General features: G+C 60.9%; 13 protein-coding genes. 10 read left to right on the plus strand and 3 right to left on the minus strand.

Annotated elements, in window-relative coordinates; translation table 11 throughout:
* Positions 1-6: 6 nt before the first annotated feature.
* Positions 7-960 carry an acetyl-CoA carboxylase carboxyl transferase subunit alpha gene (accA, locus tag F568_RS0115240; protein WP_026300579.1) on the plus strand — a complete coding sequence of 318 codons (954 nt, stop codon included), beginning with the start codon at positions 7-9 and terminating at the stop codon, positions 958-960.
* A complete protein-coding gene (gene tilS, locus F568_RS0115245) occupies positions 944-2,221 on the plus strand; it encodes a tRNA lysidine(34) synthetase TilS (RefSeq protein ID WP_019019616.1) in 1,278 nt (425 codons plus the stop codon). Before accA ends, tilS begins: the two co-directional genes overlap by 17 nt.
* A 2-nt stretch (positions 2,222-2,223) precedes the next feature.
* On the opposite strand, the gene ppx is transcribed toward tilS, so the two are convergent.
* Positions 2,224-3,750 carry an exopolyphosphatase gene (ppx, locus tag F568_RS0115250; RefSeq protein ID WP_019019617.1) on the minus strand — a complete coding sequence of 509 codons (1,527 nt, stop codon included), beginning with the start codon at positions 3,748-3,750 and terminating at the stop codon, positions 2,224-2,226.
* Between the two features lie 107 nt (positions 3,751-3,857).
* Between ppx and F568_RS0115255 the strand changes: the two genes are divergently transcribed.
* Positions 3,858-4,184: a thioredoxin family protein gene (locus tag F568_RS0115255; RefSeq protein WP_019019618.1), complete on the plus strand. Its 327-nt coding sequence runs from the start codon at positions 3,858-3,860 to the stop codon at positions 4,182-4,184.
* Between the two features lie 379 nt (positions 4,185-4,563).
* The gene (gene rho, locus F568_RS0115260) at positions 4,564-5,823 is read left to right on the plus strand and encodes a transcription termination factor Rho (RefSeq protein WP_019019619.1); all 1,260 of its coding nucleotides are present in this window, start codon (positions 4,564-4,566) and stop codon (positions 5,821-5,823) included.
* A 119-nt stretch (positions 5,824-5,942) separates the two neighbouring features.
* Here the strand turns inward: rho and F568_RS0115265 are convergent, their stop codons facing one another.
* Entirely contained in the window at positions 5,943-7,694 is a 1,752-nt protein-coding gene (locus F568_RS0115265; protein WP_019019620.1) for an alkaline phosphatase D family protein, read from the minus strand.
* 134 nt (positions 7,695-7,828) lie between these two features.
* On the opposite strand from F568_RS0115265, the gene ubiD reads away from it, so the two are divergent.
* The 6 genes from ubiD to F568_RS0115295 all read left to right on the plus strand — a co-directional run bounded on the left by ubiD (position 7,829) and on the right by F568_RS0115295 (position 13,218).
* Positions 7,829-9,316, plus strand: coding sequence for a 4-hydroxy-3-polyprenylbenzoate decarboxylase (gene ubiD / locus F568_RS0115270; RefSeq protein WP_019019621.1), 1,488 nt, complete (start codon positions 7,829-7,831; stop codon positions 9,314-9,316).
* A gap of 30 nt (positions 9,317-9,346) precedes the next feature.
* A complete protein-coding gene (locus tag F568_RS22990; protein ID WP_019019622.1) occupies positions 9,347-10,141 on the plus strand; it encodes an NAD(P)H-flavin reductase in 795 nt (264 codons plus the stop codon).
* The gene (folM, locus tag F568_RS0115280; RefSeq protein WP_019019623.1) at positions 10,138-10,851 is read left to right on the plus strand and encodes a dihydromonapterin reductase; all 714 of its coding nucleotides are present in this window, start codon (positions 10,138-10,140) and stop codon (positions 10,849-10,851) included. The genes F568_RS22990 and folM overlap by 4 nt, the downstream gene beginning before the upstream one ends.
* A gap of 68 nt (positions 10,852-10,919) precedes the next feature.
* Positions 10,920-11,048 carry a hypothetical protein gene (locus tag F568_RS26105; RefSeq protein WP_019019624.1) on the plus strand — a complete coding sequence of 43 codons (129 nt, stop codon included), beginning with the start codon at positions 10,920-10,922 and terminating at the stop codon, positions 11,046-11,048.
* A 554-nt stretch (positions 11,049-11,602) separates the two neighbouring features.
* Positions 11,603-12,673, plus strand: a complete 1,071-nt coding sequence (locus F568_RS0115290; protein ID WP_019019625.1) for a 3-deoxy-7-phosphoheptulonate synthase — start codon at positions 11,603-11,605, stop codon at positions 12,671-12,673.
* Between the two features lie 29 nt (positions 12,674-12,702).
* Positions 12,703-13,218 (plus strand): DUF3087 family protein, encoded by a 516-nt coding sequence (locus F568_RS0115295; RefSeq protein ID WP_019019626.1) that lies wholly within the window; start codon positions 12,703-12,705, stop codon positions 13,216-13,218.
* Between the two features lies 1 nt (position 13,219).
* Here the strand turns inward: F568_RS0115295 and F568_RS0115300 are convergent, their stop codons facing one another.
* Positions 13,220-13,981, minus strand: a complete 762-nt coding sequence (locus F568_RS0115300) for an NAD(P)H-dependent oxidoreductase (RefSeq protein ID WP_019019627.1) — start codon at positions 13,979-13,981, stop codon at positions 13,220-13,222.
* Between the last annotated feature and the right edge of the window lie 70 nt (positions 13,982-14,051).

The raw sequence follows: 14,051 nt of genomic DNA on the forward strand, positions 1-14,051 counted from the left end.
AGCCCTATGAATCCCAACTATCTGGACTTTGAACAGCCCATCGCCGAACTACAGGCAAAGATCGAGGAACTGCGCCTGGTCGGCAACGACAGCAAGATCAACATCAGTGACGAGATCGGGCGTCTCGAGGAAAAAAGCCAGAAGCTCACCGAGTCGATCTTCCGCGATCTGACGGCCTGGCAGGTGTCACAGCTGTCTCGCCATCCGCAGCGCCCTTATACCCTCGATTATTTGAAGCACGTATTCACTGACTTCGATGAACTGCATGGCGACCGCCATTTTGCCGATGACGCGGCCATCGTTGGCGGCATTGCGCGTCTCGATGACAAGCCGGTAATGGTGATCGGTCACCAGAAGGGGCGCGACGTCAAGGAGAAGGTGCGTCGCAATTTCGGCATGCCGCGCCCTGAAGGGTATCGCAAGGCCTGCCGGCTGATGGAAATGGCCGAGCGCTTCAAGATGCCGATTCTGACCTTCATCGATACGCCTGGCGCTTACCCGGGCATCGATGCCGAGGAGCGTGGCCAGTCCGAGGCCATAGCCTATAATCTGGCGGTCATGTCGCGACTGAAGACGCCGATCGTTTCCACGGTCATCGGCGAGGGTGGCTCCGGCGGGGCCTTGGCCATCGGCGTTTGCGATGAGCTGGCCATGCTGCAGTATTCCACCTACTCGGTCATTTCGCCGGAGGGCTGCGCCTCGATCCTGTGGAAGAGCGCCGAGAAGGCCTCCGAGGCCGCTCACGCCATGGGTATCACGGCTGAGCGTTTGAAGGAGCTGGGCTTCGTCGACACCCTGATCGAAGAACCTCTAGGTGGGGCGCATCGTCATTCAGTCGTTACTGCCGAGCGGGTCAAGGAAGCGCTGCTTGCCAGCCTTGACCGACTGCAGGCCATGGAGACCGACGCGTTGCTGGAGCGTCGGTATGCGCGGCTGATGAGTTATGGAGCACCGGCATAACACGGTGTCGCTGCACTCCGCGATCGATGACGCCCTGGTGGCTATACCGCCGGGGCGTCCTGTCTGGGTCGCGCTGTCGGGTGGTCTCGACTCCTGCCTATTGCTGACGCTTGCCGTTCAGGCGGCGCGGCGTCATCCCCATCCGATCTATGCCCTTCATGTAAACCATGGTCTGCAAGCGGCTGCGGCGGACTTCGAGCGCCGTTGCCGTGTGTTGTGCGATCGGTTGGGCGTGCCCCTGTACGTCGAGCGGGTGCGGGTCGACAGGCAAGGGCGGGGGATGGAAGCGGCAGCGCGCGAGGCCCGATACGCGGCCTTTGCGCAGCGGGTAGGCGTCGGCGACACGCTGTGGCTGGCGCAGCACGCCGATGATCAGGCCGAAACCCTGCTCTTGGCGGCATTGCGCGGTAGCGGTGTGCGTGGCTTGGCCGGCATGCCGGCGCAGCGCGCCTGGGCGGGGCGATATCTGGTAAGGCCGCTACTCGCCTTTACCCGTGCCGAGCTGGAGCGCGAGGCGAAGGCGCTTGGGGTTGTCTGGGCGGACGACCCGAGCAATGAAGATGTTGCGATCAGTCGCAACTACCTACGGCACGACATCATTCCTCGTCTTGCAGCGCGCTGGCCTGAGGCGCCCTTGTCGCTGGCGCGCAGCGCCACACTGGCCAGCGAAGCCGATGCCTTGCTCGACGATCTGGCGGCGCTCGATCTTGAGATGGCGGGTGGCAACGCCGACCGCCTGGCGCTCGACCATATTGTATCGCTGTCCCCATCACGCCAACGGCTACTGATTCGCTATGCTTGCCAGCGGCTGGGACTGCCGACACCGCCCGCCAGCCGTCTGGCGACGCTGCTTGAGCAGCTTAGTGCCCGCGAAGATGCTCGAGTAAACGTCGATTGGGTTGGGGGCGAAGCGCGGCGGTGGCGCGGCGCACTCTATCTTCAGGCGCCGAGAGTGGCCTTGCCGGCGAACTGGCATGCCGACTGGACTGGGCAACCCGGACTGCAAACCCCGGCAGGTCCGGTCGAGGTGAGTCTCGTGCCCAGCGACGCACGACCATGCCGGCTGCGCCTGACCTGGCGGAAGGGAGGCGAGGCATTACGCGTCGCCGGGCGTGGCCGGCGCGACGTCAAGCGATTGCTTCAGGAGGCCGGTATTCCCCCATGGCAGCGCGATCGCCAGCTCCTGGCCTGGGACGGCGACACGCTGGTCGCCGTGCTAGGGGTGGCCGTTGCCGAGGGCTGGGAGATGGTTGCTGGGTAGTTTCAGGCGTCGGCCGGTTCCGGCTCGAGTTCGAAAGTGAAGCCTGCGGCTTGCTGCAATGCCATTTCCTGCTGCAGGTCGTTGATGAGCAGGGCATGTTCGGCGAGTGCTTCAGGTAGAACTAGGCGCAGTGCATCGCCGGTAGCGATGACATGGAAATCGACCACGGCGTGCTCGGGACGGGAGTGATTGAGGATCACGGCAAGACGCAGCAGGCGTGCCAGACGGGCGTAGCGCTCTCGCAGCGACTCAGGCAGGGCCTCGAGTTCCTTGCTGGGGAACTTGCGCCGATGGGCGCGCACCAGAAAGGCCAGCGACTTTTGCTCTGGTCGGGAGAACCCCGGCAGGTCGGAGTGCTCGAGCAGATAGGCACCGTGACGATGGAACTGGCTGTGTGACACGGCCTGCCCCAGTTCATGGATCTGGGCCGCCCAGGTCAGAAACTGCTTCTGCTCATCGTCGAGCTGCCAGGCGTCGCGTACCTGTTCGAATGCATGGCAGGCACTGGCTGCCACGTTATCGGCTTGGCGCGTATCAATGCTGTAGCGGCGCTGCAAGGCGACTAGCGTCTGCAAGCGGGAATCCTCGGGTGTGTTGCGGCCGACCAGGTCGTAAAGCACACCCTCGCGCAGGGCGCCATCAGAGTAACGCATGTAGGCCAGATCGAATGCCTCGAAGATGGCGCACAGGATCGCCACCCCGGCCGGGAAAACCCGGGCGCGGTCGGCCTTGAGCCCCTCCATGGCCACCTTGTCGAGCCGCTTGGTCTTGATCAACTGCTTACGCAGCTTCGCCAGGCCTTCTCGGTGGATTAGCCCGTCGGGGCTGTCGCCACAAGCCGCGAGCACGGCGGCGACGGCTTTGATGGTACCGCTTGAGCCAACCGGGTCGGACCAGCCCATTTCTAGATAAGGGCGGCGAATGTTGGCTAATTCCGATAGCGCCGCCAGCTCGGCCTGGTGAAAGCTCTTTTCGGTGATTTCGCCATCTCCAAAGAAGCGGCGGGTATAAGCCACACAGCCCATGTGCAGGCTTTCCAGGGCCAGCGGTTCGAAGCGTTCACCGATAATGAACTCGGTGGATCCGCCCCCGATGTCGACGATAAGCCGCTTTCCGTGTACGTCGGCGAGGGCATGGGCGGCCCCCAGATAGATCAGGCGTGCTTCCTCGCGTCCGGCAATGATCTCTATCTCGTGGCCGAGCAATGCTTCGGCACGATGAATCAATGCGTCACTGTTGGCCGCATTGCGCAGGGCGTTGGTACCAACGACGCGCAAGTGGCGCGGCGATACGTCCGCGATGAAGGGGGCGAACCGGGCCAGGCAATCGAGCGCGCGCTGAATAGCGTCCTCGCTCAAGCAATCATTCTCGTCGAGACCGGCAGCCAACTGCACTTTTTCGCCCTGCTTGGCGACGACCTGCAGCTGCTCCTCATGATAGTTGGCCACCAACAGGTGGAAGCTGTTCGACCCCAGATCGATGGCCGCCAGGCGGCGAGGAGTCCGTGTTTCAGCAGGCGTCCTGCTCATGCGCTATCCCTATGCTGTTCTGCGTTAAGGTTGTAGGGCGTCAAGAAGCTTGTCAATCGCGTTCTGACAGCGTCCAATGTGAGCGGACATGGCAAATGGAGTAAACGATGGCCGACACGTCCATGGAATGGCTGACGGACGAGGGACTGGAAGAGTTGTTGACCCAGCCGGGCACGATCCTGATCGTGTTCATGGCGCAATGGTGTTCGCCCTGCCAAGCATTGGCGCCGCGTCTCGACAGGCTGGCTAGTCGCTACCCGACACAGCTGGGCTGCTACCTTATCGATGCCGACCGGCATCCCGCTTCGGCGCAGAAGTATGGCGTACGCGGCCTGCCTACGCTGGTACTTTTCGTGGACGGCGATCTCGAGGCGACGCGTGTCGGGGCGCTGGAGGATGACCAGCTTGACGCCTTTATTAGTACAGCGCTGTAATGGCGTCCTGATTCAGGTACAATTCCAATGTGTGGCGTGAAACGCTGACACGCAGGGGGCTTGCGTTTACCGTCCGGCTTAACTACCATCCAGACGTTCGCCTGTTCCAAAAGCTTTCCGGGCCGCCACGCGGTCAGATTCCAAGCCGTCAGTAAGCCCGCTGTTTCACATCTGCATGTGAATGTCAGGCGACAAGGAACAGCGCCTCCCTCGATTCCGATAATGCTTCTGACCTCCCCATGGGAGTCGTCGTCCAACGGCTATCTTCGGCGAGAGGAAATCCCAGGGCTCTGAACGCACCGCGCGGCGCATCGTCACCGCCTCCTGTCCTATTCCAGCTCACGCTGCCACTCTGACAAGAGCAATTTCTGACAAACCGATGAATCTTACCGAACTCAAGCAAAAATCCGTGCCGGAACTGCTGGTAATCGCCCAGGAAATGGGGATCGATAACCTAGCGCGTTCTCGCAAGCAGGACATTATCTTCGCCATCCTCAAGAAGCATGCCAAGAGTGGCGAAGACATCTACGGTGATGGCGTGCTGGAAATCCTCCAGGATGGCTTCGGCTTCCTGCGCAGTGCCGATAGTTCATACCTGGCCGGCCCGGACGATATCTACGTCTCGCCTTCCCAGATTCGCCGCTTCAACCTGCGCAAGGGCGATTCGATTTCCGGCAAGATCCGCCCCCCCAAGGAAGGCGAACGTTATTTCGCGCTGTTGAAGGTCAACCAGATCAACCTCGACAAGCCCGAAAACGCCAAGCATAAGATTCTCTTCGAGAACCTTACGCCGCTGTTTCCCCAGGAGCGCCTGGTCATGGAGCTGGGTAACGGGTCTACCGAGGATCTCACTTCTCGCGTCATCGACCTTACTGCGCCCATCGGCAAAGGCCAGCGTGGCCTGATCGTCTCGCCGCCCAAGGCTGGCAAGACACTGATGCTCCAGAACATCGCCACGTCGATTACTCGCAACAATCCCGAGTGCCACCTGATCGTGCTGCTGATCGACGAGCGCCCGGAGGAAGTGACCGAGATGTCGCGCACCGTGCGTGGCGAAGTGGTCGCCTCTACCTTCGATGAACCGCCGGCACGCCACGTGCAGGTTGCCGAGATGGTCATCGAAAAGGCCAAGCGCCTGGTCGAGCACAAAAAGGACGTGGTTATCCTGCTCGACTCGATTACCCGTCTGGCGCGCGCCTATAACACCGTAGTGCCTTCCTCTGGCAAGGTGCTTACCGGTGGTGTCGATGCGCATGCCCTGGAAAAGCCCAAACGCTTCTTCGGTGCGGCGCGCAATATCGAGGAGGGCGGCAGTCTGACCATTCTCGCCACCGCATTGGTCGATACCGGCTCCAAGATGGACGAGGTGATCTTCGAGGAGTTCAAGGGCACCGGTAACATGGAAGCCCATCTCGACCGCAAGCTGGCCGAAAAGCGTGTCTACCCGGCGCTTAACATTCGCCGCTCCGGCACCCGTCGTGAAGACCTCATCGCCTCCGAGGACGAGATGCAGCGCATGTGGATCCTGCGCAAACTGCTCAACCCGATGGATGACGTGGCGGCGACTGAATTCCTGATCGATCGATTGAAAGATACGAAGACGAATATTGAGTTCTTCGAGGCCATGAAACGGCGTTGATTCTGGCCGGCTGCCTCCCTCCGTGAGGAGTTTAGGCTGGCATCTATCTGGGATCAGAAAGCAAAGGGCGGCATAAGACCGCCCTTTGTGCGTTCAGCGGGATGAGAGGACGCCCGCTATCACACCGCCTCGAGACTTACGCTACCGGCTGGGGTTCGCCAGACCGGGCCTTCAATGAGGCTATAGTCTCGAGACTTGACGGTGTCTATAAAGTACCAGGCGGCGCGTGCCTCGGCGTGAGTGAAATCGACGATCATGAAGCCCCGCTGCGAGAGGTTGGCGTAACGCAAGTCGTCGATCAGCACCGTCAACGCCTGAGCTAGCGTATCGCTATCGAGATCGCCGAGATAACTTTCCAGTCCGGGCGAGCTGACCGAGCTCACAGCGAACTCCACGCCGACCGCCGTGCCGTCCTGGCGAGTGAGGAGTGACGCCCATGCATTGTGGGTATCGCCAGCGAGCACCACGAGGTTGCTGCCGGCCTGCTGAAAGATCGCCAGTGTTCGCTCCCGTGCGGCGGAATAACCGTCCCAGGCATCCAGGTTGTAGGGCAGCACGGTATCGAGGCGTGACTGCTCGCTGGCACTGAGCGTGTCGCCTTGTGCCTGTCGCTGCTTGAGTTCGATGTATTCGCTGATCAACGATTGCAGCGTACTGGCATCGGCCTTGCCGGCGTAGACCTCCTGCAGCTGCAGCAGCAATTCCGCGGGTAATGCCATGCGGGCCATCAGCACCTGTTGACCGAGTACTTGCCAGCGCAGTGAGAGGCTTTCAGTGACTGCGGACTGCAGCCACAATTGCTGTGCATCACCGAGTAGTTCGCGTGTTGGATCGGTCAGGTCGCTGACAAGCGAAGAGGTGTCAAGATGGCCGTCGCTAACAACATAGTTGGCGTAGTCGAGCTGTTCGTCACGCGCGATGATTCGAGTGTCGAGCATCTGTAATGCGACGAGGTCGCCGAATCGGAAGCTGCGATAGATAGTCTCTTTGTCATCCTCCCTGGCCGGCCGGATAGGCAGCCACTCGAAGTAGGCCTGCAAAGCCTGATACTTCCGGGCCGTGAAATCACCTTCTCCCTCATTGTGATTCTCGGCACCACTTTCCCAGGCGTCGTTGGTGACTTCGTGATCGTCCCATACGACGATCCACGGTAGGCGGGCATGCAGTGACTGCAGATCGGTGTCAGTACGATAGAGCGCATAGCGCTTGCGGTAGTCGGTCAGGGTCAACAGTTCCGTGGCGTTGTCCTCGGGCAGCGTGCGGCCCAATGCCTCGGCGGCGTCGGTCGCATAACCGCCCATCCCGTATTCGTAGAGGTAATCGCCTAGGTGGAGTACGGCATCAAGCATCTGGCTGTCCGCTTGGTCTGCAATCGCCGCATAGGCATGGAAATAGCCGGCTGGATAGTTGGAGCAGCTGACCACTGCCAGACGCACTTGATCGGTGGTCAGCGGTAGGGTAGCGGTGATCCCCGTCGGTGAGCTTATCCCGGCGGCACGAAACCGATAATAATAGCGCGTACCTGGCAGCAGGTTGCGAACGTCAATCTTGACGGTATAGTCGTGGGCAGCGCTGGCGGTCATCTGGCCATCGTGGGTCAGGTCAGTGAACGCGGCGTCGCGGGCGACCTCCCAATTCACGCTGATGCTGCCACCTTCATCAAGGGGAGTGATGCGTGTCCACAGCATTACGCTGTCGCTGAGCGGGTCGCCACTGGCGACGCCATGCTGGAATTCCACGACGCGGCTGTTGGCGTTCCCCGTATTGTTGCCGTCGCTATCGCTACAGCCAGTCAGGCCGAAGGAGACCGATAGCGCACCAGCTGTCAGGGTCGATACCTTGAGGAACTCGCGTCGAGTCAGAGTGGGCATGATCGGGACCTTGAGAGTATTAGAACGTCTCGATGGTAAGGGTGACCCATGACGTCGGCGTGACTACACAAATGGCAGCCAGCCAGCACGTTGAGTGATACCCTGAGAGCATTCAATCGGACAGGAAAAGCCACATGAAATATAAGGACTTGCGCGAGTTCGTGGCGGCCCTGGAGTCGATGGGCGAGCTGCACCGCGTGAGCGCTGAGGTCGATCCCTATCTTGAAATTACCGAGATCTGCGACCGGACGCTACGAGCCTGTGGCCCGGCTTTGCTGTTCGAGAACGTCAAGGGGCACCACATGCCAGTGTTGGGCAACCTGTTCGGCACTCCCAAGCGGGTCGCGCTAGGCATGGGACAGGAGTCGGTCGAGGCATTGCGTGAGGTGGGCGAGCTGTTGGCCTTTCTCAAGGAGCCGGAGCCGCCCAAGGGATTCCGTGATGCCATCGACAAGCTGCCGGTATTCCGCCAGGTGATGAGCATGGGCCCCAAAACGCTGCGCAAGGCGCCAGTACAGGATGTCGTGCTCGAAGGTGAGGCAGTCGATCTCGATCGCATACCCATCCAGCACTGCTGGCCCGGTGACGTGGCGCCACTGGTGACTTGGGCGCTGGTGGTCACCAAGGGCCCGCACAAGGCTCGCCAGAATCTGGGAATCTACCGCCAGCAGAAGCTTGGCAAGAATCGGCTGATCATGCGCTGGTTGTCACATCGCGGCGGAGCGCTGGACTTTCAGGAGTGGCAGCAGGTCCATCCCGGCGAGCCGTTTCCGGTTGCCGTGGCACTGGGGGCCGATCCGGCGACCATTCTCGGTGCGGTGACGCCCGTACCGGACACGCTCTCGGAATACGCCTTCGCCGGGCTGCTCCGAGGCTCGCGGACCGAGCTGGTCAAGTGCGGGCATGCCGATCTCGAGGTGCCGGCCTCCAGCGAGATCGTACTGGAAGGTTTCATCTATCCCGACGATACCGCCCCGGAAGGCCCCTACGGAGACCACACCGGTTACTACAATGAGGTCGAGACCTTCCCGGTCTTTACTGTCGAGCGCATCACGCATCGTCGCGATCCCATCTATCATTCGACCTATACCGGCCGCCCCCCGGACGAGCCCGCAATCCTTGGGCTGGCGCTCAACGAGGTCTTCGTGCCGATCCTGCGCAAGCAGTTCCCCGAAATCGTCGATTTTTACCTCCCGCCCGAGGGATGCTCCTATCGCATGGCAGTGGTAACCATGAAGAAACAGTATCCTGGCCACGCCAAGCGGGTGATGATGGGCGTCTGGAGCTTCCTGCGCCAGTTCATGTACACGAAATTCGTGATCGTGCTCGACGACGATGTCGATGCCCGTCAATGGGAAGACGTGATCTGGGCCATTACCACGCGCATGGACCCGGCACGTGATACGGTAATGGTGGAGAACACACCCATCGATTATCTTGATTTCGCTTCACCGGTGGCCGGGTTGGGTTCGAAGATGGGGCTCGACGCCACCGCCAAGTGGCCCGGTGAAACCGAGCGCGAATGGGGCACACCCATCGTCATGGATGCCGAAGTCAGGGCCCGTGTCGATGACCGCTGGGACGAGTTGGGCATTCCGTTGCCCGCTGCGACGCATCGCTGATGCTCCCCGATCTAGCCATTTGAGGAAAGCATGACGCCAAGGACCCTGACCTGCCGGGTCATCTCGGTAGAGGACCTGACACCCGATGTCTTTCGCGTGCAACTGGAAGGCCGCAGCGAAGCGGTTGCCCACGCACCTGGACAATATCTCGAGCTGCTGCTCGATGACCAGACCTGGGTCCCGTTCTCCATCGCCAATGCCCACCGTGGCGACGGTACCATCGAGCTGCATATCCAGCACTGGCCGGAGCGTTCCAATTCGCAGCGCATGCGAGAGCTGATCCAGCAGTCGCAGCGGCTGACGATTCGCATGCCCAGCGGCGAATGTGTGCTGGATACAACAAGTGGGCGACCGATGCTGATGGTGGCGGCGGGGACCGGGTTCGCCCAGATGAAAGCCCTGCTCGAGGCAGCCTTCGCGGCCAACCGTGACCTGCCGGTCTCATTCTGGTGGGCGGTGCGTGAGCGTCGCGATTTCTATCTGGAGGCGCTGGCCCGCGAGTGGGCCGAGACGCATCCCAACTTCACGTTCCATGCCGTTTCGGAAACGCCGCTGGATGACGATTTTGCTGGGCCTCGCATCCATGCCCATCTCGGTCGTATCGATGAGGCGCTGGCAGCGACGCTCTCGGACGTTTCTGGCCATGACGTCTACCTGTCCGGCTCTCCGGGGATGGTCTATGCCTGTGTCGATGCATTGGCTCCGCGAGGGCTCGACGCGGCCCGCGTGCGCTCCGATGTCTTCGCCTACGCGCCGCGCGATCCTCTGATCCAGGTAGCCGACGACACTTCAGGAGACGATGTCGCTCGGGAGGACCGATCATGAGCGCCTCGCCGATTCTGATCACCGGAGGTGCCCAGCGCCTGGGACGTCACTGTGCCGAGCGCTTGGTCGACGATGGTCACGACGTCATCATCACCTACCGCCGTGAACGTGCCGAACTCGACGTGTTGCGCCAACGGGGGATTGTCACGCTGCGAGCGGATTTCTCCAGCGAGGCCGGTATCCTCGATTTCATCGACCACTTGAAATCGCAGATTCGCTCGCTACGTGCCATCGTGCACAATGCCAGCGACTGGGCGCCGGACTCGAGCGGCGAGGATGCCGGAATCAACTTCGAGCGCCTGTTCCGGGTGCATATGCAAGCCCCCTACCTGATCAACCTGCATTGCCGTGAGTTGCTCAATGCCTGCAGCGAGCCCCAGCGCGACATTGTGCACATGACCGACTACGTGGCCGGCACGGGATCGAAGAAGCACGCTGCCTATGCCGCCACCAAGGCAGGCCTGGAAAACCTCACGCTGTCGTTCGCTGCGATGTTTGCGCCTGACATCCAGGTCAACGCCATCGCCCCGGCACTGATCATGCTCAACGAAGGTGATGACGAGGCTTACGCCGCCAAGGCGAGGGCCAAGTCGGCTATGGCGATGGTGCCCGGGCCGGGCGTGATCTACCAGAGCCTGCGCTATCTGCTCGATAATCGTTATGTGACCGGCATTACCCTGCCTGTAGATGGTGGGCGCCACCTGCGCTGAGTCTGCGCTCGGTGTTGGTGTGCGCTAGGATGCAGTCATTCTTTCACGATTACGTTGGAGACAATGGCATGGCTGAATACGACCCCAATTTCAAGGACACTAGCGGTTTCATGACGCTCTTTCTGGGACTGGTCGTGCTAGTCGGCATGAGTTGTCTGCCGGCGACCATCGTCTGGGTCAAATATTTCGGGCTGTAACGTTGACCTGGGGCGGGGTTGCCAAACGGCATCATCCGTGTAGGATGAAAACTACGCTGAGTGATACGCCCTTAGCACACTAAACTCGGAGACGACCATGTCCGCCATTTCCGCCGCACACACAATCGTTGCCCAGCCTTCGCTGGTGGGTATGCGTGCGTGCCGTTGGGCAGGTTATGGCTATTGGTATTGGTTTAGTCGCGGTGCGCCCGGCGGTCCGGCCAAGATGGCCTGAGCCAAGAGGCGCACCCTGACCAGCAGGGTTGCCTCCATTCAAAACCCCCGGTCGGCAACCCGATCGGGGGTTTTCGTTTAGTACCACAGCACGTTTCACGTTCTCGATAAGGAGCCAGGCAAATGACCACCGCACCCGTCGTCCTCACCACGTATGGCAAGAACTATTACGGCTATGGCGAAGGGTATTGGCGATTTAGCGTCGCCCGGTCGGTCCAGTCAGCCGCCTCCGGCCGGGGCATTCTGGGTGGCACACGACAATCACGATGTCTTGATAAATAGTGACGCTCGCTACGGTGAGCCAGCCAGGAAATGCAACCATGACTGCTTCATTGCCCCAGCTCGAACCCCTGCTCGACCCCACCCCCACCCGCCAGAACGAGAATATCCTGCCAAGCCCGGTCGAACTGCGCCGGCAGGTCCCGCTCGATGGCGAACTGCGGCAAACCATTGCCCAACATCGCCAAGCCATCCAGGCCATACTCGATGGTAAAGATGAGCGTCTGTTAGTGGTGGTCGGCCCCTGTTCCGTTCACGATCCGCGTGCCGCGCTGGAGTACGCGGAACGCTTGGCGGCCCTGTCCCGTCGCGTCGAGGATCGCCTGCTACTAGTGATGCGCGTCTATGTCGAGAAGCCGCGCACCACGGTGGGCTGGAAGGGACTGGCCTACGATCCGCATTTGGATGGTAGCGATGACATGGCTCATGGCCTGGCCCTGTCGCGTCGACTGATGCGCGATGTCGCGGCCCTGGGCCTGCCGGTCGCCACCGAGTTGCTTCAACCGATGGCGGCGGCCTACTTCGATGACCTGCTTGCCTGGGCGGCAATCGGGGCACGGACCACCGAGTCGCAGATCCATCGTGAGATGGCCAGTGGGCTGGAGGCGATCGTCGGTTTCAAGAACGCCACGCATGGCGGGGTTGGGGTGGCCATCGACGCCATGCGCGCCGCCGCTCAGGGGCATCGCCACTTCGGGATGGATTTACATGGCCGGCCGGTGATGCACGAGACGCAGGGCAATCCGCATACACATATCGTGCTGCGTGGCGGTGATGGCGGTCCCAACTACGATGCCGAGAGTGTCGTCGACTGTCGGCGGCAACTGGAAGGGGCCGGCCTGCGGCCCAACCTGATGGTCGACTGCAGCCATGCCAACTCGCGCAAGGATCATCGGCGCCAGAGCGAGGTCCTGCTCGATGTGCTGGCGCAGCGTCTGGCCGGTGAGACCGCGCTCATCGGTGTCATGCTTGAGAGTCATCTCAACGAAGGCAAGCAGGCGCTCGACCTGGAGGCGCTTCGTTACGGTGTCTCGGTAACTGATGCCTGTCTGGGATGGGAGACCACCGAACATCTGCTCGATCATGCGGCGGCCCGTCTGCGCGATCAATAATACTAGCCGTTCAGGAGGAACTGCCCGGCATGCGTTTTCGTTTCGAGACCCACGATCCTGCACAGTACCGCCGCAAGGCGAAGTTCATGGCGGTGATCGTGGCCGGGCAGTTCATTATCTTTGGGTTGCTGTTTTCCCAGTTGCTGACGTCCCGCTTCGGCTCTAGCCTGGGCATGAACGCGCTTGGCGTGCTGCTCGGGCTATTGGCGACCAGCGTCGTCGTCGCCGTGCTGCGCGATCGGCCTGGGATGCGTGACCAGCGCTACGCTTGGGAGCTCAAACGTCAACTTTCCCGGGTCAGTGCCCATCTGCCGGCCTTGCGCCAGGCGGGGCTTGAGCAACATGATCCGCAGGCGCTGGATTTGCTGGCGTTCTACCATCAGGGCATGCAACAACTCGCTGACCTTAACGGCAGAACGTTCGACGATGATAGCGAGCGCTTGGCTGAGCGTCTGCGGGTACGTCAGGCTCGCGAGGAATGCCAGCTTCCCGAAGAGGTCGATGATGTCGACCTCAAAACACTGGAGGCATTTCGCCCAGCTTAGCTCAGGAAATAACGGCACCTGAATGCAAGGGGGACACAGGAAACTTGGCGGAGCCATCCTGATGCCAATCGGACCAACCATTGAATCTCAATGGCTTTTCCTCCTCCAACTGCGTTAGCCGACGGGACCAATCCAGCTTGAGTCTTTCCAGATGCGCTCGGAAGCTAGCCTCGGCTTGGTAGGAAAGCCCGCCGCCCTGAATGCCGTGGGAGAGAAAAGGCGAAAGAACGTCATAGCCCATGTAATACAGCGAATAGTGAATTGGCCACATAAGCCGCTCGATATCGCCTCCGCGCCCGCCGGGACCGAAGGCTGTCTGCGGCGCCCCGGTCGTGACCGAGCATATGGCCCGCCGTCCACGAAAATGCCCTTGATCGTAGCGCTGCCGCCCGGTGTATAGCCCGCCATAAACAAACACTCGATCGAACCAGCCCTTCAACATGGCGGGCTGCGCATGCCACCACAACGGAAACTGAAAAATCAGCAAGTCGGCCCGTTCCAGCCGGCTTATCTCCCGTTTTACATCTGCCGGGAGCCGGTCATGGTCGCTGGCGCTACGTTGCTCGGTAAGGGCGGAAAAGTAAACGGGGTCCTGTCGATGCGGATAGTGTTGCGGGCCTTCGACGGGATCGAAGCCTTCGGCATAGAGATCGGACACCTCCACATGATGGCCCTGCGCCTGCAGCGTGTCGATGGCGATATTCTTCAATCCCGCATTGAGCGAGTCGGGCTCGGGGTGGCTGTGGACAATGAGGACGTTCATGGCTGTCTCCTGGTGGGTGCGATGCATGTCCTCACGGTATCCTTTGCAAAACTGAAGTGGTATTCCTGAT

Origin of the sequence: Modicisalibacter luteus DSM 23508 (genome assembly GCF_000378505.1) — a bacterium.
GTDB classification, from domain to species: domain Bacteria; phylum Pseudomonadota; class Gammaproteobacteria; order Pseudomonadales; family Halomonadaceae; genus Modicisalibacter; species Modicisalibacter luteus.